The following is a 22,811-nucleotide window of genomic DNA, read 5'->3' on the forward strand; positions in this document are numbered from 1 at the left end:
GTTGATAGGCCAGATGTGGAAGCCCGGTAACGGGTGGAGCTGACTGGTACTAATAGGCCGAGGGCTTGTCCTCAGTTGCTCGCGTCCACTGTGTTAGTTCTGAAATAACGAACGGCCGTGTTTTGTTCCGGTGTTGGTTAATTTCATAGTGTTTCGGTGGTCATTGCGTTAGGGAAACGCCCGGTTACATTCCGAACCCGGAAGCTAAGCCTTTCAGCGCCGATGGTACTGCAGGGGGGACCCTGTGGGAGAGTAGGACGCCGCCGAACTCCTTTTGATAGTTAAGCCCCGTGCCCTTGTGGCACGGGGCTTTTCTGCGTTCCGGACCAGAACGAACCGGAACGGACGGATGTCAGCGGGCACGACCTGACACATCTTGGTGTGCCCGCTGATTCGTTTGGGGGCCGGCCTGCCGGTGACGCTACAGTCGCCCCGCTGCCTTGAGAGCCAAATAGGCATCCGCGAGGGCCGGCGCGAGGTTGTCGGGGGTGGCGTCCACGACGACCACGCCATGACGCTGGAGCTGATCCGCAGTCCGACGCCGACGAGCCTGAGCCTGGGCTCCGGCGGCGGCCTCGTAGATCGCGTCCACTGATCCTCTCGCGCCTGCCATGTCCTCGACGTGCGGGTCTCTCACGGCCGCCAGCAGCACGGTGTGTCGCTGAGTGAGACGCGGAAGGACGCGCAGCAGGCCCTCTTCGACAGGCGCTGCGTCAAGGCTGGTCAGGAGCACGATCAAAGAGCGTCGTGGAGCGTTGGCCAGTGCGGCGGCGCTCAGACCGCGTGCGTCGGTTTCCACCAGTTCCGGTTCCAGCGGCGCCATGGCGTCGACCATCGCCGACAGGATGTCTCCCGCGGCCCGGCCCCGGACCTGGGCACGTACACGACGGTCGTAGGCGAGGAGATCCACACGGTCGCCGGCGCGGGTGGCAAGGGCGGTGAGGAGCAGTGCCGCGTCCATCGACGCGTCGAGACGGGGGACATCGCCGACGCGGCCCGCCGACGTTCGGCCGGTATCGAGGACGATGAGGAGGTGACGGTCGCGCTCGGGGCGCCAGGTCCGTACAGCCACTGCGGACTGGCGTGCGGTGGCCCTCCAGTCGATCGAGCGGGTGTCATCTCCGGGAACGTAGGGGCGCAGGCTGTCGAATTCCGTGCCCTCGCCCCGGGTGAGGACACTTGTGCGGCCGTCGAGTTCGCGCAGCCTGGCGAGGCGGGACGGTAGGTGCTTGCGACTCGTGAAGGGTGGCAGGACACGTACTTTCCACGGGGCATGATGACTGCCCTGGCGTGCCGCGAGCCCCAGCGGGCCATAGGACCGGACGGTGATCTGCTCGGCCTGGCGGTCGCCGCGGCGGGTGGGGCGCAGAAGTGTGGTGACACGGCGACGCTCACCGGGCGGGACATCCAGTTTGTGGCGGGACGCGGTCTGGTCCGTGCCCGGGAGCCAGCTGCTGGGGGGCCATGCGTCACGGAGGTGTGCCCGCAGGCGACGGCGGGAAGGATTGACTACGGTGAGTTGCACCTCGGCGCCGTCACCGAGTCGAACGCTTGTATCGCCGGATCGAGTGAACTGAAGCGGACGCACTGGCGCTGCCAGGGCGTAGTCGCACAGAATGGCTAGAGAGAGCGGGGCGTTGACCGCGAGCATGCCCGTCCAGCTCGGGGCCAGAATGCCTACAGGGAGTGACCCCAGAGCGGCGAGCAGAGCAGTGCGTCCGGTAAGGGCCACCATCTACCGCCTCAACGGGGTACGGGGACGTGGGCGAGGACCGCGGTGATGACGGAGTCCGGGGTGACTCCCTCCATCTCCGCCTCGGGCCGCAGCTGGATGCGGTGCCGGAGCGTGGGGAGCGCGAGGGCTTTGACGTCATCGGGGGTGACGTAGTCGCGGCCGGTCAGCCAGGCCCAGGCCCGGGCAGTGGACAGAAGAGCTGTGGCACCTCGGGGCGAGACACCGAGGGCGAGCGAGGGGGATTCGCGCGTGGCACGACAGATATCTACGACGTAGCCAGCGATCTCAGGTGAGACGGTGGTCCGGGCGACAGCGGTGCGTGCCGCCTCCAGATCGGCCGGCCCTGCGACCGGGCGTATACCCGCCGCCTGCAGGTCGCGAGGGTTGAAGCCGTCGGCGTGCCGGGTCAGGACGTTGATCTCGTCGTCGCGGGTCGGCAGTGGGACGGTGAGTTTGAGTAGGAACCGGTCCAACTGGGCTTCAGGGAGAGGGTATGTGCCCTCGTACTCCACTGGGTTCTGGGTGGCCGCGACGAGGAACGGGTCCGGCAGGGGGCGCGGGATTCCGTCGACGGTGACCTGGCGTTCTTCCATGGCCTCCAGAAGGGAGGACTGCGTCTTGGGAGGGGTCCGGTTGATCTCGTCGGCGAGCAGGAGGTTGGTGAACACCGGCCCGGGCTGGAAGGAGAACTCGGCGGTGCGGGCGTCGTAGACGAGTGAGCCAGTGACGTCACTGGGCATCAGGTCGGGGGTGAACTGGACACGCTTGGTGCCGAGTTCGAGCGACGCTGCGAGCGCCCTGACCAGGAGGGTCTTGGCCACGCCAGGGACGCCTTCGAGCAGGACATGGCCACGGCAGAGCAGCGCGACGACGAGCCCGGTGACCGCCGCGTCCTGGCCGACCACGGCCTTGGCGATCTCGGAGCGCAGCGCTTCCAGGGAGGCACGGGCCGCGGCGTCGCTGCTGACGGTCCCGGTTGTCCCGGTTGTCCCGGCGGGAATGGAGGGCGGGGCGCTCATGAGGTACGGACCTCTCTTTCGAGGGTGTCGAGTTGGTCTGCCAGAAGGACGAGAGCACTGTCGTCGGAGGGGGCCGAACCGAAGAGCAGTTGGTGGAGGCCGGTGTCGCCAGGGTTGCGGCGCGCGGACACGGCGGGGAGGAGTGTCGCGGGGGAGTGCGCGTCGCGCGGGGAGACGCCGACAAGGGGAGCGATGCGGGTACGAGTGGCGCTGCGCAGCGCGTCGGCGGCCCGGTCGCGGGCGTTGGCTTTGCGCTGGAGGCGGGCGCGGCCCTCCGTGGATTCGGAGGCGCGGATGGCCACGGGCAGCTGTTCGGCGACTACGGGACCCAGGCGCCGGGCACGCCAGATGGCGGCAAGTACGGCGGCGAGGGCGAGTTGCAGGGCCCCCCAGAGCCAGCCCGAGGGGATGAGATCGATGAAGCTGCTTTCGCTTTCCGCGCTGTCGCGGTCCGTGCTGGTGTCCTTGCCCCCGTCTCTGTCCGCGGCGGAGGGATCACTGAGTGAGGGGAGGTACCAGATCAGATGCGGGCGCGAGCCGAGGAGTTGAAGGGCCAGAGAGGCGTTGCCCGCCTTGTCCAGACGGTCGTTGTAGAGGAGGTCGGGGGAGCCGAGCAGGGCGGTGTCACCCGATGCCGGTTGCTCCACCATGAGCAGAGTGGGAAGGCCGCCGGCCGGGTAGCAAGCGAGGGCTTCGAGGTCGTCCGATGTGTAGCGGAAGCCCCCTGTATCGGCGTCGCCGGCCTGGCGCGCGGCAGCCAGGGAACACTGCGGGGCCCGTGTGGAGACCGGTGCGGAGGACTCGACGTGGACACCGGGGGCCAACGTGCCGACCGATGCCGGGCCCGGGGCGAGGAGCACCGTCCGGCCGCCCGCATCTGTGGTCATCGCGTGGAGGGTGCTCCGCTGAGACTGTGTCAGAAGATTGGGGGCGGCAACGAGCAGCGTGGCGTCGGGGCCGGCGGCGGACGTGGCGGCCTGGAGCGTGGTGACGACGCGGACGGAAACGCCACGATCCTTGAGGAGTTCGGCCACGGCCCTGCTGCCGTATCGGTCTGCGGAACGGGGGTCGAGCCGGCCGTGCTGGTCTCCGGAGCGGGCGGCCGCCAGGGCGATGCCCGCGGCGGCGAGCACGAGGAGGGCGAGCAGGAGCCCGCGCGTGCGGATCCAGACCTGGCGCGGAGTGGGAGAGGTGGACGTGGGGCGAGTGGTGGCCGTGGTCATTCGGCAGCCCCCGGGAGCATGCCGGACAGTTGCGGTGTAGCGGACTCGAGGTCGAGGTCCAGGGCGAGCACGGTCAGATACGCCTGCCGGTCGGCAGAACGCCCGCCGTATGTGACGTCGTCGAACACCTGGGCTGCAGCCCGGAGCCGTGCGGCGTGGGCAGGAAGTGTGCTGCCCGCTTCGGCTGCGGCTTCGTCGGCGGTGCGTCCGGGGCGGGCGTCGAGCAGGGTGCGTTCCTCCAGGGAACGGACGATGGCGCGCATCCGCTCCTGGACGGCTTGGCTCCACCGGCCGGCGGCGGCGTTGGCCTCGGCCGTGGCGCGGTGTTCCGGAGAGCTGCGGGGGCCGCTCTCGAAGAGGGCTTCCGTGATGAGCGCGCTGCGCTGCGGGGTGCCCAGACGCCACAGGAGCGCGGCGGTCAGAGCGATGACGATCAGCACGAGTACGACCAGTCCCGCAGGCCCGCCCGGGGCGGCGTCGGAGGCGGACGAGAGGAGGTCGCCTACCCAGCTCCACAGGTGGTCCAGAGCGCGCTGGAGCGGGTTCGGATCGTTCTCGTGGTACATCGGTTCGGACAATTCGTGCCGTGCGGCCTCGCGGGCGGGCACCCGTGGAATGTCCACGGGTATGTCGCCGCTCGACCGGATCAGCAGCTCTGCCGCCGCTGCCGTTGTGCCACCCGCCCCCGACACGGTGTCAGCTCCTGTTGTCGTAACCCGGCAGGCCGGCTGCCCGGGCGAGGTCGAGGTCGAGTGCCTCGCGTCGGATGCGCTGGTCCACGTAGAGAAGGGCGGTGACGCCGGCGGACAGCGGATAGATGATCGTCGCGACGACCACGTCACCGATGGCGGAGACGATCAGGAACGGCCAGCCGAAACTGGTGGCTCCTTCGGTGAGGAAGGAGCTCAGGCCGCCGTCGTCCACGGCCATCGCGATGAGGCCGAACGGGATGCCGATCACCAACGTCACGATGAGCGTCAGCAGCGAGGTGAGCGCGAGGACGCCGAACGTTCGCCACCAGGCCCCGCGGACCAGTTTGGCGGAACGCCGCATGGATGCGGTGATCGACTGCCGTTCCAGCATCAGTGCCGGGGAGGCGAGCCAGAAACGGACCAGGAGCCAGAGGAGCACACCACCTGCGGCGAGCAGTCCGATGAAGGAGAGGCCGACCCCTGCTGTGCCGCCGATCAGGAAGCCCGGGAGGATTCCTACCGCCATGATGGCCGCGGCCATCAGGGTCAGCAGGAGGGTCAGGCCCAGGAGCGGGAACAGCCGGGGTCGGGCCTCTGCCCAGGCGTCGGAGAGCGTGACAGGGCGGCCCAGCACCGAGCGGCTGATCACCACGGTCAGTACCGCGGTGATGAAGATCGTGGCGAGCATCGAGATGAGCAGGGGCGGGGCGGTGTTCAGCAGGCTGGAGCGGAGCGAATCGGTGGCCTGGCGCAGGGCCTCCGAGCCCGTGGCGTTCCGGTCGATCGACGGGGGGTCGGGCAGCAGATACCGCTGCACGAGCAGGTCGGCGATCTGGGCGACCACGGAGACGGCGAGAGAGATGCCGAGGACCGTGCGCCAGTGCGCACGCATGGTGGATACGGCACCGTCCAGGATCTCGCCGATACCCAGAGGCCGGAGGGGGATGACGCCGGGCTTGGCCGCAGCCGGTGGGCGTCCCCACCCGGGGCCCTGCGGGGGAACGCCCCAACCAGGGTAGGGGGGCGGCGTGCCGGGGCCGGTGCCGGAAGTGCTCGGCGGGGACCACTGCCCTGCGGGCGGCTGCGTGGAAGACCAGTTTCCCGCAGACCCGCTGCCGTCGACGGGCTCGGAGGGGCGGGGGACGCCGGCCTCCTGGCCGTCCGAGGGGCGGGGGGCGCCTGCCTCCTGGCCGTCGGAGGGGGCAGATCCGGGCGAGGCCCAGCCCGGAGTGTCGTTCATTCTCGCTCCTTCACGGTCCTGTCCGCGCATCGGGGCGTCAGGTTGGCAGCCATCGTGCCACGCGTTTGCCCCGTCCGGGCCTGGCCCTGTATCTCCTTCGTTCCTTCATGCTCGGGCGGCTCACGGGGCAGACTGGACGGATGGCTGATCAGGACGCGCAATCGCCGGTGGGCTTTGAGCCTGCCGCGCTTCCCGTACTTCGCTGGGACGAGCCTCCGGAAGGTCCTGTGCTGGTGCTTCTCGACCAGACGAGGCTGCCGGCAGAGGAGGCCGAACTGGCGTGTACCGACGTTCCCGCGCTGGTGGAGGCGATCCGGACGCTGGCGGTGCGCGGAGCGCCCCTGCTGGGCATCGCTGGCGCCTACGGGGTGGCTCTCGCCGCCGTGCGGGGATACGACGTGGCGGAGGCCGCGGGCCTGCTGGAGCAGGCGCGGCCCACCGCGGTGAACCTCGGGTACGGCGTTCGGCGTGCCGCCGCGGCCTACTGGGCGGCCGTCGAGAAGGGCGCCGGTGCGGAGCAGGCGGCGGCGGTGGCCCTGGACGAGGCCCGGGCGCTGCACCGGGAGGACGCCGTGGCCAGCGGGCACATGGCCCGGTTCGGGCTTGCTCTCCTGAATGAGCTGCTTCCCGGTGGCGGTCACCGGTTGCTGACCCACTGCAACACCGGGGCCCTGGTCTCCGGGGGCGAGGGAACGGCTTTCGCGGTCGCGCTCGGGGCGCACCGGGCGGGCAGGCTCAGGCGGCTGTGGGTGGACGAGACCCGCCCGCTGCTGCAGGGCGCCCGGCTGACCGCGTACGAGGCGGCGCGCAACGGCATGCCGTACCGCTTGCTCACGGACAATGCCGCAGGATCGCTGTTCGCCGCGGGAGAGGTGGACGCCGTGCTCATCGGGGCGGACCGCATCTCTGCGGACGGATCGGTGGCCAACAAGGTGGGGAGCTATCCGCTCGCGGTGCTCGCGAAGTATCACCACGTACCGTTCATCGTGGTGGCACCGACCACGACCGTGGATCTGCACACCGCGGACGGGGCGTCCATCACGGTGGAGCAGCGGCCGGCGAGCGAAGTGACCGAGCTCACATCGCCGCAGCTGAGGGTCGACGGAAGAGGTGCCGGAGTGCTCGTGGCCCCGGTGGGAACACCGGCGTACAACCCCGCGTTCGACATCACACCGCCGGAGCTGGTCACGGCGATCGTCACGGAGGAGGGCGTAATCTCCCCGGTCACAGGGGTCGGACTGGCAGAGCTGTGTGCCAGGTCATCGCAGGTAACGATTAGCTAATGGGATGATGTCGATTATGAAGGGACGCGTCCTTGTCGTCGACGACGACACTGCACTGGCCGAGATGCTCGGGATTGTGCTGCGTGGTGAGGGGTTCGAGCCGTCGTTCGTAGCGGACGGCGACAAGGCACTTGCTGCATTTCGTGAGGCAAAGCCGGACCTGGTTCTGCTGGATCTCATGCTGCCCGGTAGGGACGGCATCGAGGTCTGCAGGTTGATCAGGGCCGAGTCCGGTGTGCCGATCGTCATGCTCACTGCCAAGAGCGACACGGTTGACGTGGTGGTGGGCCTGGAGTCCGGGGCCGACGACTACATCGTCAAGCCGTTCAAACCTAAGGAGTTGGTTGCCCGGATCAGGGCACGTTTGCGCAGGTCCGAGGAACCGGCACCGGAGCAGCTGACCATCGGGGACCTGGTCATAGATGTGGCCGGGCACTCGGTGAAGCGGGACGGGCAGTCCATTGCCCTGACCCCGCTTGAGTTCGACCTGCTGGTCGCGCTCGCCCGCAAGCCGTGGCAGGTCTTCACCCGTGAGGTACTCCTCGAGCAGGTCTGGGGATACCGCCACGCCGCTGACACCCGTCTGGTGAATGTGCACGTGCAGCGGCTCCGCTCCAAGGTCGAGAAGGACCCGGAGCGGCCGGAGATCGTCGTGACCGTCCGAGGTGTCGGTTACAAGGCCGGACCGAGCTGACATGTCCCTGGGTAGCACTGCTCCGAAGCCCGGGGAGCCGGGAGTCCGTACGGAGCGGGCTGCCGGTTCAGGGCACACGTCATCTCCGGTCGGGCGTTTCCTGCGGGGCGGCCGGTTGTTCCATGACCGGGCGCCCGGCGGGCCGGTGCCGCGGCTGCTGATGCGATGGGTGCGGGGTCCGCTTCTGCCCGCCGTGCGGCTGTGGCGGCGCAACCTCCAGCTGCGGGTCGTCGCAGGCACACTGCTGATGTCACTCGGTGTGGTGCTGCTGCTCGGCCTCGTCGTGATGGGGCAGGTGCGCAACGGCCTGCTGGACGCGAAGGGCAAGGCTGCCCAGACACAGGCCGCCGGCGGGTTCGCGGCCGCCCAGGAGAAGGCGAACGCTCCGCTCACCCCCGGTGGGCAGGGCGGGGACGCCGCAGATGGCACGACTGCCAACAACTCCTGGCGGACCGAGCTCGTCGATCAGCTCGCCAGTGGTGGGAAGAACGCGTTCAACGTGGTGGCGCTCAGCGCCGACGAAGGGTCCCGTGCGCCGCGCGGCTCGGGCAGTGTCGAGGCCGCGAGTATTCCGCAGAAGCTGCGCGAGTCGGTGAACAAGGGCCCGGGAGCGTTCCAGACGTACTCGCAGATCAAGTACGCGAACGGGCAGGAATCGCAGCCCGGGCTGGTCGTGGGCAAGCGGCTCTACGACATCGACCGCAATCCGTACCAGCTCTACTACGTCTTCCCGCTGACTCAGGAGGAGAAGTCCCTGACGCTGGTCAGGGGCACGCTGGCGACCGCGGGTCTGTTCGTGGTCGTGCTCCTCGGGGCCATCGCGTGGTTTGTGGTGCGCCAGGTCGTCACTCCCGTACGCATGGCGGCGGGGATCGCCGAACGGCTCTCGGCGGGCCGGCTCCAGGAGCGGATGAAGGTCACCGGCGAGGACGACATCGCCCGGCTCGGCGAGGCCTTCAACAAGATGGCGCAGAACCTTCAGCTGAAGATCCAGCAGCTGGAGGAGCTCTCCCGGATGCAGCGGCGCTTCGTCTCGGACGTCTCGCACGAGCTGCGGACGCCGCTGACGACTGTGCGGATGGCAGCCGATGTGATTCACGAGGCACGCGTCGACTTCGACCCGGTCACGGCGCGTTCCGCGGAACTGCTCGGGGACCAGCTCGACCGCTTCGAGTCACTGTTGTCCGATCTGCTGGAGATCAGCCGGTTCGACGCGGGAGCCGCGGCTCTGGAGGCGGAGCCGATCGATCTGCGGCAGGTCGTGCGACGGGTGATCGGTGGCGCCGAGCCGCTGGCCGAGCGCAAGGGAACTCTGATCCGGGTGGTCGGCGACGAGCAGCCGGTGATCGCCGAGGCCGACGCGCGCCGGGTCGAGAGGGTCCTGCGCAACCTGGTCGTCAACGCCGTCGAGCACGGCGAGGGACGCGATGTCGTGGTGCGGATGGGAGTGGCGGGCGGAGCGGTCGCCGTGGCCGTCCGGGACTACGGCGTGGGGCTGAAGCCCGGCGAGGCGACCCGGGTGTTCAACCGCTTCTGGCGGGCCGACCCGGCCCGCGCCCGTACGACGGGCGGCACCGGCCTCGGACTGTCCATCGCCGTCGAGGACGCGCGGCTGCACGGCGGCTGGCTGCAGGCCTGGGGCGAGCCCGGTGGGGGTTCGCAGTTCCGGCTGACGCTGCCGCGTACGGCGGACGAACCGCTGCGTGGTTCGCCGATACCGCTGGAGCCCGAGGACTCGCGGCGCAACCGTGAGAACCGGGAGCGGGCCGCGGCTGCTCCCGCGCAGGGCAGCGATCACCGGCTGGTGGCGGTGCCCTCGCAGCCGGCCGGTACGGACCGGGCAGCGCTGCCCGTACCGGCCCGCGCACCCATGCCGGCCCGGACCGCACCGGCTTCGGTGCATCCGGCGGCCCTGCCGGGCAACGGCGCGCGTGTGGTGCCGCGTCCCGCCGAGCCGCGGCCGGGCCGTCACAACGACTCTCCGGGGCAGGATCCGGGGCGGGAGGACACGACTCGTGGTCACTGACCGTCGTCAGGACGGCCGTGGACGTGCGGCGGGGGTGACCGTGCTGCTCGGGTGCGGCGTCCTGCTGCTGTCCGCATGCGGCTCGATGCCCGTCTCGGGGGACGTCAAGGCCGTGGACGCCTCGCAGCCCGGCGACTCCCAGGTGCAGGTGTACGCAGTCGCTCCGCGTGACGGCGCCACTCCGAACGAGGTGGTCGACGGCTTCCTGGAGTCGATGACCAGTGACGACTCCGATTTCAGGACCACGCGCCAGTACCTCACGAAGAAGGCGTCGAGCAGCTGGAAGCCGGGCGCGCTCACCACGGTGCTGGCCAAGGCGCCGAACCGGAGCGACCGGCCGGTCCACGAGAGCGACCGCAGTACCAACGAGGTCACCTACACCCTTACGGGTGAGGAGGTGGCAACGGTCGATGACCAGAACGCCTATCAGCCGCTCGCGCCGACCGACTACTCCCGCACCCTTCACCTGGTGCGGCAGAAGGGTCCGGACGGCAGCGAATGGCGCATCGGCAGCGTGCCGGACGGCCTGGTACTCGGGCAGTCCGACTTCAAGCGGCTCTACCGTTCCGTCAACAAGTTCTACTTCGCCACCGGGCGGACCGAGGCGCAGTCCACCCTGGTCGCCGACCCCGTCTACATCCGTAACCGGACCGATCCGGCCACCGGCATGGACACGGTGACGCAGGCCGTCCGCAGCCTCCTGAGGGGCCCCACCGACTGGCTGCGGCCCGTGGTCGCCTCCCGCTTTCCCGCTGGTACCGGGCTGCGGAAGGGCGTCACGTCCCTGACTCCCGACGACCGCAACGTGCTGAAGGTGCCGCTCGACAAGAAGGCCGACGGGGTCGGGCAGCGCTCCTGCCGGATGATGGCCTCGCAGGTGCTCTTCACTCTCCGGGACCTGACCTCCGCACGCGTCGAGCAGGTGGAGCTGCAGCGTTCCGACGGTTCGGCGCTCTGTGTGCTGGGGGCGGACCAGGCCGAGGAGTACGCCCCCGACGGTTCGTCGGGCGGGCCCGACAGCCAGTACTTCGTCAATGGCAAGGGACACGTGGAGCGCATTCCGGGGAGCACCCGGGGCAGCGGTGAGCCGGAGCCGGTGGCCGGCCCGTTCGGCAGTGGCTCGCTGCGGGTGAGCGCGGTCGGCGTGGCCCGGGACGAGCAGTCGGCGGCAGCGCTCTCGCAGCACGGGGACGCGCTCTACGTCTCCTCCATCGCCGCGGACGGCGAGCTTCCCGTCCCGGTGGTGACGAGCAAGGCCGGCAAGTCCAAGGACCGGCTGACGGCGCCCAGCTGGGACGGCCGGGGCGACCTCTGGGTCGCCGACCGCGACCCCCGCGACCCACGGCTGCTGCGGCTGGCCGGCGGCACGGGCAAGCCCCAGGAGGTCACCGTGCCGAGCTTGGGCGGCGGCCGGATCACGGCACTGCGCCTGTCCTCGGACGGGGTGCGTATCGCACTGCTGCTGACGCGGGACGACGGGACGACGACGCTGAAGATCGGCCGGATCGAGAGGCAGAGCACGCAGAGCCAGGAGCAGGTCTCGGTGGTGGATCTGCGGCAGGCCGCACCGCAGCTGGCCGATGTGACCGCGATGTCGTGGTCGGGCGGCAGCCGCCTCGTGGTGGTCGGCAAGGAGCAGGGAGGGGTGCAGCAGGTCCGCTATGTGCAGGCGGACGGTTCGACACCCTCCTCGGGCGTGCTGCCCGGAGTCAACCAGGTGCTGGCCATCGCCGCGGCGGACGACGAACAGCTGCCGCTGATGGCGGACACGGTCGGCGACGGGATAGTGAAACTGCTGCCCGGAGACAACTGGCAGACCGTCCTGAAGGCAGGTTCGGCACTCGTCTATCCGGGCTGACGCCCGCAGACGGGATGGTGGACGGGCGTTGTCCCGGGTTTGGCCGGGCGGTTGTCCACAGGGGTGGCCGGGCTGCCGCGACGCCTGCACAGTGGAGCCATGCGCGGGTGGTGGCGGGAGATCTCCGGACTGGTCCTGCCGGTCGACTGCGGAGGCTGTGGCAGGCCGCGGACCGAGCTGTGCGAGGAGTGTTGCGCGCAGTTGTACGGCGGGGTACCGCGCCGGGTGAGACCCGATCCCGAGCCGGAGGGCCTGCCCGTGGTGCACGCGGCCGCCGGATACGAGAACGCGGTACGGGCGGTGCTGCTGGCCCACAAGGAGCGGGGTGCACTTGGCCTCGCAGGAGCCGCCGGCAGGGCGCTGGCGGGTGCCGTGAGGGCCGGGGCGGGATCATCGCCAGGCGCGGGGCCGCTGTTGCTGGTGCCCGTACCGTCGGCGCGGCGGGCCGTCGCCGCGCGCGGGCATGATCCTGCCCGTCGGATCGCGCTGGCGGCCGCGGCGGAACTGCGGCGTGCGGGCACGTCCGCCCGCGTGGCCGGGGTGTTGCGGCAGCGACGTCCGGTGGCCGACCAGTCGGGGCTCGGCGCCCGGGAGCGACGGGCGAATCTGGCGGGCGCGCTGGGGGTCGTGGCCGGTGGTGAGCGTCTGCTTGCCGCCGGTCGGGTGGTGCTGGTGGACGACCTGTTGACGACGGGTGCCTCACTGGCCGAAGCGGCGCGGGCGATCGACGGGGCCGACGGGTGGCAGAGCGCTGGTTCCGGGGTGCGTCACGCGGCCGTTGTGGCAGCATCTCCGTCCGCCTTCGAAATAAACCGGAACTGGAACTGAACTTGCATCGTTGCAGGTAGTGAGTGGGTAAAAGGACCTGAACGGAGGTACGCGCGAGTAGCGGGTGCCGACATCCGCCCGGGCAGGCTATGTTCGGTTGTGAGGAATGGTGAATGCCAGGCCTCGGCGAATGCATCACCAGGTTTCGGGCAGGTGACCCACCGGAGTTCGGAAACCGGGAATTCGGTGGGGTGGAGACCTCGCCGACGGGGGAGGAGGAGGTGGAAGTCACCGAGTCCGCGGCTCCGGCGATCACCGGAGCCTGGTGCAAAAGGGAGATGCTCCGCCGCTGAGCGGAGCGATCCGGGAACGGAGTTCTGCGTGGACATCGTCGTCAAGGGCCGCAAGACCGAGGTGCCCGAGCGGTTCCGCAAGCACGTGGCCGAGAAGCTGAAGCTGGACAAGATCCAGAAGTTCGACGGCAAGGTGATCAGCCTCGACGTGGAGGTGTCCAAGGAGCCGAATCCTCGTCAGGCAGACCGCTCCGACCGAGTGGAGATCACGCTCCGCTCGCGTGGACCGGTCATCAGGGCAGAAGCGGCCGCAGGCGACCCGTACGCAGCGCTGGACCTGGCCACAGGCAAGCTGGAGGCGCGGCTGCGCAAGCAGCACGACAAGCGCTACAGCCGCCGCGGCACGGGTCGCATCCCCGCTGCGGAGGTCGGTGAAATGGTGCCGGACGCGGCGTCGTTCAACGGCGACGGCGAGCTGGTCGCCGACGAAACGGCACAGCCGGTACCCACCACCAGGATCGGCTCGCTCGAGGTACAGGGCGAAGGACCGCTGGTGATGCGCGAGAAGACGCACGTCGCGGCACCCATGTCGCTGGACCAGGCGCTCTACGAGATGGAGCTGGTCGGTCACGACTTCTATCTGTTCGTCGACTCCGAAACGAAGGAACCCAGTGTCGTCTACCGGCGGCATGCCTACGACTACGGTGTCATCCATCTGAGGACCGACCCTCTGGCCGCCGACGAGGCGGGCGGCGCGGGCGGTGCGCTCGGCGGCTGACGCCACCATTTCGTGGTGCCCCTGGAGCGCCTGTGCGCCCCCAGGGGCACCCGCGTGCGACCTCAGGATCACCGCTCTGACGTCCAGGCATGAAATCATGGCCGTCCCAAGCCAATCGGTGCTCTGTGAACTGCCGTTGGCGGACATGTGTGAACTTCAGGCCGTGGCCTTCAGGGGGAGGAACGATGGCGGACACCTTCGGGCCCGTGCGCGATGCGAATGATGCCGACGACGCTGCCGGTGCCCATGCCGGCGCGGACGACGACAACGGTTCCCGCAAGGAGCCGATCCGAGTCCTTGTGGTCGATGACCACGCTCTGTTCCGACGAGGCCTGGAGATCGTCCTCGCGCAGGAGGAGGACATCCAGGTCGTCGGTGAGGCGGGCGACGGGGCGGAGGCGGTCGACAAGGCGGCCGACCTGCTGCCCGACATCGTCCTGATGGACGTACGCATGCCCAAGCGGGGCGGTATCGAGGCCTGCACCTCCATCAAGGAGGTGGCACCCAGCGCGAAGATCATCATGCTGACGATCAGCGACGAGGAAGCGGATCTCTACGAAGCCATCAAGGCGGGTGCCACCGGGTATCTCCTCAAGGAGATCTCCACGGACGAGGTCGCCACCGCGATTCGCGCGGTCGCCGACGGGCAGTCCCAGATCAGCCCGTCCATGGCGTCCAAGCTGCTCACCGAGTTCAAGTCGATGATCCAGCGGACCGACGAGCGCCGGCTGGTCCCGGCGCCCCGGCTCACGGAACGTGAGCTCGAAGTGCTCAAGCTGGTTGCTACGGGCATGAACAATCGGGATATCGCCAAGGAACTCTTCATTTCCGAGAACACCGTGAAGAACCACGTCCGCAACATTCTGGAGAAGCTCCAGCTGCACTCGCGGATGGAAGCCGTGGTCTATGCCATGCGGGAGAAGATCCTCGAGATCAGGTGACCGGGCCCTGGGGTAAAGCCCCGGGAATGTGCGGTCACGCCAGGACGCGGGCGATTTCCCGGGTGAGCGGCCCGCGCAGCTCCGGCGCGTCCACCCGTTCCACCCGGACCTCCGTGCAACCGACCCAGGAGGCGGCTTCCACCAACGCCTGCGCCATCGGCACCACGGCCTTCGCGTCCGCCAGGGACACCTGGCGGGCGACCAGCGTCGTGCCCTCGCGGGCCGGGTCGACCCGGCCCCGCAGCCTGCCGCCCGCCAGCAGTGGCATCGCGAAGTAGCCGTGGATCCGCTTGGGCTTGGGGACGTAGGCCTCCAGGCGGTGGGTGAAGCCGAAGATCCGCTCGGTCCGCGCGCGCTCCCAGACCAGCGAGTCGAACGGCGACAGCAGCGTCGTTCGGTGGCGTCCGCGCGGCTCGGAGGCCAGAGCGGCCGGATCCGCCCAGGCCGGCTTCGCCCAGCCCTGCACCGTGACCGGGACCAGTCCGGAGTCCGCCACCACGGCGTCGAACTGCTCGCCCTTGAGACGGTGGTAGTCGGCGATGTCCGCACGGGTACCGACGCCCAGCGACTGCCCCGCGAGTGCCACCAGCCGGCGCAGGCACTCGGCGTCGTCCAGATCGTCGTGGAGCACGGCATCGGGCAGGGCGCGCTCCGCGAGGTCGTAGACCCGCTTCCAGCCGCGCCGCTCGGTGCACACCACCTCGCCGTACATCAGAGCCCGCTCGACGGCCACCTTCGAGGCGGACCAGTCCCACCACTCCCCGCCGTTCTTGGCGCCGCCTAGTTCCGTCGCCGTCAGGGGGCCCTCGGCGCGCAGCTGCTTGATGACGGTGTCGTAGGCGCCGTCCGGCAGGTCGTGATGCCACTGCGGGCGCGCGCGGTAGGCGCGGCGGCGGAAGGCGAAGTGCGGCCACTCCTCGACCGGCAGGATGCAGGCCGCGTGCGACCAGTACTCGAAGGCGCGGCCACCCGACCAGTACGCCTCCTCGATCGTGCGCCGCCCGACCGCGCCCAGGCGTGCGTAAGGAATCAGTTCGTGCGACCGCGCGAGCACCGAGATCGTGTCGAGCTGTACGGCTCCGAGGTGCCGCAGGACCCCGGGCGCCCCGCCCCGGCGGTCCGGGGCGCCGAGGAAGCCCTGGGCGCGCAGGGCGATCCTGCGGGCCTGGTCGGCGGAGAGTTCGGCTGCGGGAGGCTGCACAGACGTCATACCTCGCACCCTAGAGGGCGACACTGACATCCAGACCGGGACCGTCCCTCATGGGCGGGCGGGGGCATCGGCCGGGAGATACGCGTCGGTGCCGGGCAGGCCGAGGTCGGACGGGAGCAGACCGCCGATCCACGCGTCGCGGCGCACACCCTTGTTGAGCACCCCGGAGCGCTGGTCGCCCTCCATCCGGAATCCGGCACGAAGCGCGACGGCCCGCGAGGCGAGGTTGCCGGTCTCGGCCCGCCACTCCAGCCGGTCCCCGCCGAGCGAGGCGAAGGTCCAGCGGGCCGCGCAGAGGACCGCCTCCGTCGTGTAGCCGAGTCCGCGGTGTTCCCTGGCGGTCCAGAACCCGACCTCGTACGTGCCCGGCACGGTGCGCCGGTTGATGCCGAGCGCACCGGCCAGGGCGCCGCCGTCGCGCACCACCACGGCGAAGTTGTACATGGAGTCGTCCTGCCAGCCGCCGGGCGAGAGCTGCCGGGCGAAGAACTCCGCGTCCGCGCGGCCGTACGGCGAGGGGACGACCGTCCAGCGCTGGATGTCGGGGTCCTGACAGGCCGCGTGCAGATCCTCCGCGTCGCCCGGGACGAAGGGGCGCAGCAGCAGGCGGTCGGTGGTGAGAGTGATCGGCTCCATGTACGGATTCTGCTGAGCCGGCGGCTGCGGGGCGAGCACTTTTCGGGCTTCCCGGCACCTTCCGCGCCCTTCGGCCGTTGACTCAAGAGGGTGCTGCGGGGTCAACGCAGTGGCAGCCCTCCCGGCGCGGCGGGGTCCTCGCTTACGATGGCCGTTGCGGTGGGGCCCACCTGCCGTGCCCGCGCCAGAGTCCATAACACGACCCAGTGCCAGGCCCGACCGGCAAGGAGACCAGCCTCAGTGTCCGTCTTCAACAAGCTCATGCGTGCAGGCGAAGGCAAGATCCTGCGCAAACTGCACCGCATCGCGGACCAGGTCAGCTCCATCGAAGAGGACTTCGTCAACCTCTCCGACGCCGAGCTGCGGGCGCTCACCGACGAGTACAAGGAACGGTACGCGGACGGCGAGAGCCTGGACGACCTGCTTCCCGAGGCATTCGCGACCGTCCGTGAGGCCGCGAAGCGGGTTCTCGGACAGCGCCACTACGACGTCCAGATGATGGGCGGCGCAGCCCTGCACCTCGGTTATGTGGCCGAGATGAAGACCGGCGAGGGCAAGACCCTCGTCGGCACCCTGCCCGCGTATCTCAACGCGCTCTCGGGCAAGGGTGTGCACCTGATCACGGTCAACGACTATCTGGCCGAGCGTGACTCGGAGATGATGGGCCGGGTCCACAAGTTCCTCGGCCTGAGCGTCGGCTGCATCATCGCCAACATGACTCCGGCCCAGCGCCGCGAGCAGTACGGCTGCGACATCACGTACGGAACGAACAACGAGTTCGGTTTCGACTACCTCCGCGACAACATGGCCTGGGCGCAGGACGAGCTCGTCCAGCGCGGCCACAACTTCGCGATCGTCGACGAGGTCGACTCGATCCTGGTCGACGAGGCCCGTACGCCGCTGATCATCTCCGGCCCGGCCGACCAGGCCACCAAGTGGTACGGCGACTTCGCCAAGCTGGTGACGCGCCTGGCCAAGGGTGAGGCGGGCAACCCGCTCAAGGGCATCGAGGAGACCGGCGACTACGAGGTCGACGAGAAGAAGCGGACCGTCGCGATCCACGAGCCCGGTGTCGCGAAGGTCGAGGACTGGCTCGGCATCGAGAACCTCTACGAGTCGGTGAACACCCCCCTCGTCGGGTACCTCAACAACGCCATCAAGGCCAAGGAACTCTTCAAGAAGGACAAGGACTACGTCGTCATCGACGGCGAAGTCATGATCGTCGACGAGCACACCGGCCGCATCCTCGCCGGCCGCCGCTACAACGAGGGCATGCACCAGGCGATCGAGGCGAAGGAAGGGGTGGACATCAAGGACGAGAACCAGACCCTTGCCACGATCACCCTGCAGAACTTCTTCCGCCTCTACGGCAAGCTCTCCGGCATGACCGGTACGGCGATGACCGAGGCCGCCGAGTTCCACCAGATCTACAAGCTCGGCGTGGTGCCGATCCCGACCAACCGGCCGATGGTCCGGGCCGACCAGTCGGACCTGATCTACCGCACCGAGGTCGCGAAGTTCGCCGCCGTCGTCGACGACATCGCCGAGAAGCACGAGAAGGGCCAGCCGATCCTGGTCGGCACCACCTCGGTCGAGAAGTCCGAGTACCTCTCGCAGCAGCTTTCCAAGCGCGGTGTGCAGCACGAGGTCCTCAACGCCAAGCAGCACGACCGGGAGGCGCCGATCATCGCGCAGGCCGGCCGTAAGGGCGCCGTCACGGTCGCGACGAACATGGCGGGCCGCGGTACGGACATCAAGCTGGGCGGTAACCCCGACGACCTGGCCGAGGCGGATCTGCGTCAGCGCGGACTCGACCCGGTCGAGCACGTCGAGGAGTGGGCGGCCGCGCTGCCCGCGGCGCTGGAGAAGGCCGAACAGGCCGTGAAGGCCGAGCACGACGAGGTCAAGGACCTCGGCGGGCTGTACGTCCTCGGTACCGAGCGGCACGAGTCGCGTCGTATCGACAACCAGCTGCGTGGCCGTTCCGGCCGTCAGGGCGACCCGGGCGAGTCCCGTTTCTACCTCTCCCTCGGCGACGACCTGATGCGTCTGTTCAAGGCGCAGATGGTCGAGCGCGTCATGTCGATGGCCAATGTGCCCGACGACGTGCCGATCGAGAACAAGATGGTGACGCGGGCGATCGCGTCGGCGCAGTCGCAGGTCGAGCAGCAGAACTTCGAGACGCGTAAGAACGTCCTGAAGTACGACGAGGTGCTCAACCGGCAGCGCGAGGTCATCTACGGAGAGAGGCGCCGGGTCCTGGAAGGTGAGGACCTGCAGGACCAGATCCGCCACTTCATGGACGACACGATCGACGACTACATCGGCCAGGAGACGGCGGAGGGGTTCGCCGAGGAGTGGGACCTGGACCGGCTGTGGGGCGCGTTCAAGCAGCTCTACCCGGTGAAGGTCACGGTCGCCGAGCTGGAGGAAGCCGCCGGGGATCTCGCCGGTGTCACCGCCGAGTTCATCGCCGAGTCCGTCAAGGGCGACATCCACGAGCAGTACGACGAGCGTGAGAAGACGCTCGGCTCCGACATCATGCGTGAGCTTGAGCGGCGTGTGGTGCTGTCCGTCCTGGACCGCAAGTGGCGTGAGCACCTCTACGAGATGGACTATCTCCAGGAGGGCATCGGCCTGCGGGCCATGGCGCAGAAGGACCCGCTGGTCGAGTACCAGCGCGAGGGCTTCGACATGTTCAACGCCATGATGGAGGGCATCAAGGAGGAGTCCGTCGGCTACCTGTTCAACCTGGAGGTCCAGGTGGAGCAGCAGGTCGAGGAGGTTCCTGTGCAGGACGCGGCGACGTCGCTGTCCAAGGAGGACGCCGTTCCGGCGGCGCGTCCGGAGATCCGGGCCAAGGGCCTCGACGCTCCGCAGCGTCCGGACCGGCTGCACTTCTCCGCTCCCACGGTGGACGGGGAGGGCGGTGTCGTCGAGGGCGACTTCTCCAACGGTGACGGTGCTGGTTCCGCTGAGTCCGACGGGCTCACCCGGGCGGAGCGGCGCAAGGCGCAGAAGAGCGGTGGCGGTGGTGGGCGGCGCCGCAAGAAGTAGCGTTCGCTGATTGCTGTTGTCGGCCGGGGCCGGGCACCGTTGGGTGTCCGGCCCCGGCCGTTGTGCGGGTGCGGGTGCGGGTGCGGGTGCGTGTGCGTGTGCGGGTGCGGGTGCGGGTGCTGCGTGTGGGTGGGTGCGGGGTGGGGTGCGCCTGCGGCGGGCCCTGTCCCCTACCCGCCCCTTCCCGTAACCGGGGCTCCGCCCCGGACCCCGCGCCTCAAACGCCGGCGAGGCTGGAAGTGGGCCTCGGGGGTGCGCCGCTGGCGTCGGCGAGGCCGGAGTGGGCCTCAGGGGTGAGTGGGCCTTAGGCGTTGGCGAGGCCGGAAGTGGGCCTCAGGGGTCGGCGAGGCTGGGAGTGGGCCTCGGGCGTCGGCGAGGCCGGGGGTGGGTGCCGCGAGACGCCGGTGGGGCTGTGGGGGTGCCTTGGGCGTCGGCGGGACCCGGTGGGCGCCGCAGACGCTTGCGAGCAGCTGTGGGGGCGCCTCAGGCGTCGTCGGGGCTGGATGTGCCGCAGGCGCCGTAGAGGGCCGGAGGTGCCGGGTGGTGGCCCGGCCGGGGGGCGGGCGCGTGCCCGCGCGGGTGGGGTGTCTGCCCGCGCGGATGGTGCGTGCCTGCGCGGGGAAGTGTCCCCCGCGCGGGGGAGTGTGCGCCCGCGCAGGTGGTGCGTGCCCGCGTGGGTGGGTCAGGGGTGGCGTACCGGGGTGTTGCCCAGTTCCACTGCGGCGCAGCGCCAGCGGAGGTCCGGGCCCTGTTCCAGGCGGAAGGCCATGGCGCGGACCTGTTCGCCCGCCGCGATGCTCGCGCAGGCCTCCACGACGCCCGGAGCCGGCTGGGCGCCTCGGCACATGCGGATGACCGGGCGGGCGCCGCGGCTCCTGAGCGGGGTGGTGGGGGCCAGTTCGGCGAGCTGGTCGTAGGCGTCGCCGATCGTGTGCCCGAGCATCCAGTGGACGGGGCGCTGGCCGCTGAGTACCGCCAGGAGGCGTTCCGCGAACCACTGGTGGGGCCGGATCCGCCGGGGCGTCCGGCGGCGTTGTGCGGGTACGGCTTCGGGCCTGCGTGCGTCGTGCCGGCCGGCAGGCCGGGTCCTGTTCGTGCTCATCGCTGTCGCCCCCGTGCTTCAGAGGCCCGGATCAATACCGGGCGGTAACTTCTGCTGGTGATCTTCTACGGGGACGGCGGAGGCGGCCGCAAGCGTCGGTAGGCCGGGGGTGGAGCGCCCGGGGTTCACCTATCCGGGTGGTGGGGCCGGTCCGGTGAGGGGGCCGGGGGCGGGCCGGGCAGGGTGAGGGCCGGTTGCCGGGTGGACGGGGCAGGGCCCGGACACGTAACCCCAAAGGGGGACGCCCCACGTATCCTGAGGGCGTTCCGACTACGAAAGCGACCTCAGCCATGCGCGTGTACGTCCCCCTGACCCTCTCCGGGCTCGCAGCGGCGCACCGGGCCGGCGAGGTCGGCCCCGGCCCGTTGACCGCCTACGCGGTGACCCCCGCGCTGCGGGAGTGGTACGTCTCGGACGACATCGAGGAGCTGGAGTACGCGGCGCTCAACCGGGCCGCGTCCGCTTCGCTGCGGTTGGTCGCAGGGGACCCCGCGGCCGCCCGCCGCCGGGTCGTCGTCGCCGTCGACGTGCCGGAGAAGGACGCGGTCGCCGACCCGGACCACATCCTGGACGCCTCCTCGCTCGGCGAGGTCACCATCGCCTCCGCGGTCGCGCTGGCCGCGGCCGCAGCCGTGCACGTCGACTCGGACGAGGCCGACAAGGACGTCACGGCGGCCGCGGCAGCCCTGGGAGCGGCGGACCTCGGTGACGACGACGCCCAGTTCACCGTCGACGGCGCCGAGGACCACGAGCTGCTGTGGTTCGGTATTCAGGAGATCCCGAATCTGATCGGGTGAGCGGGGCCCCGGGAGGGCCGTGCGAAGGGTTGTTCGTCCGGCTGTCGGTGGCAGCGGGTATTTTTCTTGCATGGGGACGCACGGGAAGCACCGCACGCATCTGGTCTGGGACTGGAACGGCACTCTGCTCGACGACAACACCGCGGTCGTCGGCGCGACGAACGCCGCGTTCGTCGAGATCGGCCTGGCACCGATCACCCTGGAGCAGTACCGGGAGATGTACTGCATCCCCATTCCCCGCTTCTACGAGCGCCTGATGGGCAGGCTGCCCACGGATGCCGAGTGGGAGCGGATGGACGGGGTCTTCCACCGCAGCTACACGGAGCAGCGTGAGGCCTGCGGGCTGACCGTGGGGGCCGCCGAGCTGCTCGCGGAGTGGCAGCTGGCCGGCCGGAGCCAGTCCCTGCTGAGCATGTACGGGCACGAGCACCTGGTCCCCGTCGTGCGGGGATACGGCATCGAGCGGCATTTCGTGCGCGTCGACGGGCGTACCGGGCCGTCCGGCGGCAGCAAGGCGCAGCACATGGAGCGCCACTTCGCGGCGCTGGACGGGATATCCCCCGAGCACACGGTGGTCATCGGTGACGCCGTGGACGACGCGGTGGCCGCGGCCCATGTCGGAGCGAAAGCGGTGCTCTTCACCGGCGGTTCGCACAGCCGGGCCAGCCTGGAGGCGGCAGGGGTGCCCGTCGTGGACACCTTGGCCGATGCCGCGGCCCTCGCCCAGCAGCTGGGCGAGTAGCCGGGCGAGCAGCCAACAGCCGGAGGACTGCGGTGACCGTCCCCCGTGGGACGCGCGCGTCTCAGGTGACCGTGCCGGCGACCGGGGCCTTGGTGCGGAGCACGGTCAGGAATTCACGCATCCAGGCCGAGTGGTCCGGCCAGGCGCGGGACGAGACCAGGGCGCCGTCCACCACGACCTCGGTGTCCTGGAAGTCGGCCCCGGCCGTCTCCATGTCCGGCTCCAGCGCGGGATAGGCCGTGACCCGGCGGTTCTTCAGCGCGCCGACCGCTGCCGTCATCAGCGGGCCGTGGCAGATCTGGGCCACCGGGCGGTCCGTGTCGAAGAACGCCGAGAGGATCTTCCGGAGCTCGGCGTCGTTGCGCAGGTACTCGGGAGCGCGCCCGCCCGGGACGACGAGGGCCACGTAGTCGTCGGGGTCGACCTCGGAGAAGGCCAGGTCGGCGGGCCAGGTGTAGCCGGGCTTCTCGGTGTAGGTGTCGAAGCCGGGCTCGAAGTCGTGGACCACGAAGCGGAGCGTCTTGCGGGAGGGGGCGGCGATGTGAACTTCGTAACCCTCCTCGCGCAAGCGCTGATACGGGTAGAGGACTTCGAGGGACTCGGCGGCGTCGCCGGTGACGATCAGGATCTTCGGTGTCATGGCAGGGCTCCCCACGGGGTGTCGGCCTGTTCCGTTTGCCGGTAACCAGAGTGCGACAGCGAGCGCCCGTGCGCTGT

Annotated in this window: 19 protein-coding genes and 2 rRNA genes; 12 read left to right on the forward strand and 9 right to left on the reverse strand. The window is 69.9% G+C overall.

Annotated elements, in window-relative coordinates:
- Positions 1-73: ribosomal RNA gene (locus ACIOEW_RS00005) — 23S ribosomal RNA — on the forward strand; the annotation flags it as partial.
- Positions 74-152: 79 nt separating this feature from the next.
- A 5S ribosomal RNA gene (rrf, locus tag ACIOEW_RS00010) occupies positions 153-269 on the forward strand.
- A gap of 152 nt (positions 270-421) precedes the next feature.
- On the opposite strand, the gene ACIOEW_RS00015 is transcribed toward rrf, so the two are convergent.
- From ACIOEW_RS00015 to ACIOEW_RS00035, 5 genes are read right to left on the reverse strand one after another with little or no spacing between them, the layout of a single operon-like run.
- Positions 422-1,732, reverse strand: a complete 1,311-nt coding sequence (locus tag ACIOEW_RS00015) for a DUF58 domain-containing protein (protein ID WP_401961456.1) — start codon at positions 1,730-1,732, stop codon at positions 422-424.
- An 11-nt stretch (positions 1,733-1,743) separates the two neighbouring features.
- Positions 1,744-2,754 (reverse strand): MoxR family ATPase, encoded by a 1,011-nt coding sequence (locus tag ACIOEW_RS00020; protein ID WP_362543589.1) that lies wholly within the window; start codon positions 2,752-2,754, stop codon positions 1,744-1,746.
- Positions 2,751-3,977 (reverse strand): DUF4350 domain-containing protein, encoded by a 1,227-nt coding sequence (locus ACIOEW_RS00025; RefSeq protein WP_401959965.1) that lies wholly within the window; start codon positions 3,975-3,977, stop codon positions 2,751-2,753. The genes ACIOEW_RS00020 and ACIOEW_RS00025 overlap by 4 nt, the downstream gene beginning before the upstream one ends.
- Entirely contained in the window at positions 3,974-4,669 is a 696-nt protein-coding gene (locus ACIOEW_RS00030; protein ID WP_401959967.1) for a DUF4129 domain-containing protein, read from the reverse strand. The genes ACIOEW_RS00025 and ACIOEW_RS00030 overlap by 4 nt, the downstream gene beginning before the upstream one ends.
- A 4-nt stretch (positions 4,670-4,673) precedes the next feature.
- On the reverse strand, positions 4,674-5,909 hold the full coding sequence (locus ACIOEW_RS00035; RefSeq protein WP_362543581.1) for a glycerophosphoryl diester phosphodiesterase membrane domain-containing protein: 1,236 nt from the start codon (positions 5,907-5,909) through the stop codon (positions 4,674-4,676).
- A 140-nt stretch (positions 5,910-6,049) separates the two neighbouring features.
- Between ACIOEW_RS00035 and mtnA the strand changes: the two genes are divergently transcribed.
- The 7 genes from mtnA (at position 6,050) to ACIOEW_RS00070 (ending at position 14,550) form a co-directional block, all read left to right on the forward strand.
- Positions 6,050-7,192, forward strand: a complete 1,143-nt coding sequence (gene mtnA / locus ACIOEW_RS00040) for an S-methyl-5-thioribose-1-phosphate isomerase (RefSeq protein ID WP_401959968.1) — start codon at positions 6,050-6,052, stop codon at positions 7,190-7,192.
- A gap of 4 nt (positions 7,193-7,196) precedes the next feature.
- Positions 7,197-7,886, forward strand: coding sequence for a two-component system response regulator MtrA (gene mtrA, locus ACIOEW_RS00045; RefSeq protein WP_187740742.1), 690 nt, complete (start codon positions 7,197-7,199; stop codon positions 7,884-7,886).
- Between the two features lies 1 nt (position 7,887).
- A complete protein-coding gene (gene mtrB, locus ACIOEW_RS00050) occupies positions 7,888-9,912 on the forward strand; it encodes an MtrAB system histidine kinase MtrB (RefSeq protein WP_401959970.1) in 2,025 nt (674 codons plus the stop codon).
- Between the two features lie 85 nt (positions 9,913-9,997).
- Positions 9,998-11,770 carry an LpqB family beta-propeller domain-containing protein gene (locus ACIOEW_RS00055; protein ID WP_362543627.1) on the forward strand — a complete coding sequence of 591 codons (1,773 nt, stop codon included), beginning with the start codon at positions 9,998-10,000 and terminating at the stop codon, positions 11,768-11,770.
- A 99-nt stretch (positions 11,771-11,869) separates the two neighbouring features.
- Positions 11,870-12,598: a ComF family protein gene (locus tag ACIOEW_RS00060; RefSeq protein ID WP_401959972.1), complete on the forward strand. Its 729-nt coding sequence runs from the start codon at positions 11,870-11,872 to the stop codon at positions 12,596-12,598.
- 321 nt (positions 12,599-12,919) lie between these two features.
- Positions 12,920-13,609 carry a ribosome hibernation-promoting factor, HPF/YfiA family gene (gene hpf, locus ACIOEW_RS00065; protein ID WP_326661614.1) on the forward strand — a complete coding sequence of 230 codons (690 nt, stop codon included), beginning with the start codon at positions 12,920-12,922 and terminating at the stop codon, positions 13,607-13,609.
- A gap of 185 nt (positions 13,610-13,794) precedes the next feature.
- Positions 13,795-14,550 (forward strand): response regulator, encoded by a 756-nt coding sequence (locus ACIOEW_RS00070; protein ID WP_401959974.1) that lies wholly within the window; start codon positions 13,795-13,797, stop codon positions 14,548-14,550.
- Between the two features lie 34 nt (positions 14,551-14,584).
- Here ACIOEW_RS00070 and ACIOEW_RS00075 read toward each other — a convergent pair whose 3' ends face one another.
- Together ACIOEW_RS00075 and ACIOEW_RS00080 are read right to left on the reverse strand one after the other, a co-directional pair.
- Entirely contained in the window at positions 14,585-15,760 is a 1,176-nt protein-coding gene (locus ACIOEW_RS00075) for a DNA glycosylase AlkZ-like family protein (RefSeq protein WP_362543566.1), read from the reverse strand.
- Positions 15,761-15,808: 48 nt separating this feature from the next.
- Positions 15,809-16,396: a GNAT family N-acetyltransferase gene (locus ACIOEW_RS00080; RefSeq protein ID WP_362543563.1), complete on the reverse strand. Its 588-nt coding sequence runs from the start codon at positions 16,394-16,396 to the stop codon at positions 15,809-15,811.
- Between the two features lie 240 nt (positions 16,397-16,636).
- On the opposite strand from ACIOEW_RS00080, the gene secA reads away from it, so the two are divergent.
- A complete protein-coding gene (gene secA, locus ACIOEW_RS00085; protein ID WP_362543560.1) occupies positions 16,637-19,453 on the forward strand; it encodes a preprotein translocase subunit SecA in 2,817 nt (938 codons plus the stop codon).
- A 682-nt stretch (positions 19,454-20,135) separates the two neighbouring features.
- Here the strand turns inward: secA and ACIOEW_RS00090 are convergent.
- The gene (locus ACIOEW_RS00090) at positions 20,136-20,555 is read right to left on the reverse strand and encodes an Rv3235 family protein (RefSeq protein ID WP_362543557.1); all 420 of its coding nucleotides are present in this window, start codon (positions 20,553-20,555) and stop codon (positions 20,136-20,138) included.
- Positions 20,556-20,845: 290 nt separating this feature from the next.
- Here ACIOEW_RS00090 and ACIOEW_RS00095 point away from each other — a divergent pair, with 290 nt between their 5' ends.
- A complete protein-coding gene (locus tag ACIOEW_RS00095; RefSeq protein WP_401959978.1) occupies positions 20,846-21,352 on the forward strand; it encodes a DUF6912 family protein in 507 nt (168 codons plus the stop codon).
- A 70-nt stretch (positions 21,353-21,422) separates the two neighbouring features.
- Complete coding sequence (locus ACIOEW_RS00100) at positions 21,423-22,094, forward strand: HAD family hydrolase (protein ID WP_362543551.1); 672 nt, start codon at positions 21,423-21,425, stop codon at positions 22,092-22,094.
- Positions 22,095-22,155: 61 nt separating this feature from the next.
- Here the strand turns inward: ACIOEW_RS00100 and ACIOEW_RS00105 are convergent, their stop codons facing one another.
- On the reverse strand, positions 22,156-22,734 hold the full coding sequence (locus ACIOEW_RS00105) for a DJ-1/PfpI family protein (protein ID WP_362543548.1): 579 nt from the start codon (positions 22,732-22,734) through the stop codon (positions 22,156-22,158).
- Positions 22,735-22,811: the final 77 nt, after the last annotated feature.

The sequence above is a fragment of the Streptomyces sp. NPDC087901 genome, from assembly GCF_044742205.1.
Lineage (GTDB): Bacteria > Actinomycetota > Actinomycetes > Streptomycetales > Streptomycetaceae > Streptomyces.

Coding starts and splice junctions, on each gene's coding strand:
- mtrA (WP_187740742.1), top strand. CDS start 7,197: ATGATGTCGATTATGAAGGGACGCGTCCTTGTCGTCGACGACGACACT.
- mtrB (WP_401959970.1), top strand. CDS start 7,888: ATGTCCCTGGGTAGCACTGCTCCGAAGCCCGGGGAGCCGGGAGTCCGT.
- ACIOEW_RS00020 (WP_362543589.1), bottom strand. CDS start 2,754: ATGAGCGCCCCGCCCTCCATTCCCGCCGGGACAACCGGGACAACCGGG.
- ACIOEW_RS00090 (WP_362543557.1), bottom strand. CDS start 20,555: ATGAGCACGAACAGGACCCGGCCTGCCGGCCGGCACGACGCACGCAGG.
- ACIOEW_RS00075 (WP_362543566.1), bottom strand. CDS start 15,760: ATGACGTCTGTGCAGCCTCCCGCAGCCGAACTCTCCGCCGACCAGGCC.
- ACIOEW_RS00080 (WP_362543563.1), bottom strand. CDS start 16,396: ATGGAGCCGATCACTCTCACCACCGACCGCCTGCTGCTGCGCCCCTTC.
- ACIOEW_RS00035 (WP_362543581.1), bottom strand. CDS start 5,909: ATGAACGACACTCCGGGCTGGGCCTCGCCCGGATCTGCCCCCTCCGAC.
- ACIOEW_RS00105 (WP_362543548.1), bottom strand. CDS start 22,734: ATGACACCGAAGATCCTGATCGTCACCGGCGACGCCGCCGAGTCCCTC.
- ACIOEW_RS00070 (WP_401959974.1), top strand. CDS start 13,795: ATGGCGGACACCTTCGGGCCCGTGCGCGATGCGAATGATGCCGACGAC.
- ACIOEW_RS00095 (WP_401959978.1), top strand. CDS start 20,846: ATGCGCGTGTACGTCCCCCTGACCCTCTCCGGGCTCGCAGCGGCGCAC.
- ACIOEW_RS00100 (WP_362543551.1), top strand. CDS start 21,423: ATGGGGACGCACGGGAAGCACCGCACGCATCTGGTCTGGGACTGGAAC.
- ACIOEW_RS00055 (WP_362543627.1), top strand. CDS start 9,998: ATGCCCGTCTCGGGGGACGTCAAGGCCGTGGACGCCTCGCAGCCCGGC.
- ACIOEW_RS00060 (WP_401959972.1), top strand. CDS start 11,870: ATGCGCGGGTGGTGGCGGGAGATCTCCGGACTGGTCCTGCCGGTCGAC.
- mtnA (WP_401959968.1), top strand. CDS start 6,050: ATGGCTGATCAGGACGCGCAATCGCCGGTGGGCTTTGAGCCTGCCGCG.
- ACIOEW_RS00025 (WP_401959965.1), bottom strand. CDS start 3,977: ATGACCACGGCCACCACTCGCCCCACGTCCACCTCTCCCACTCCGCGC.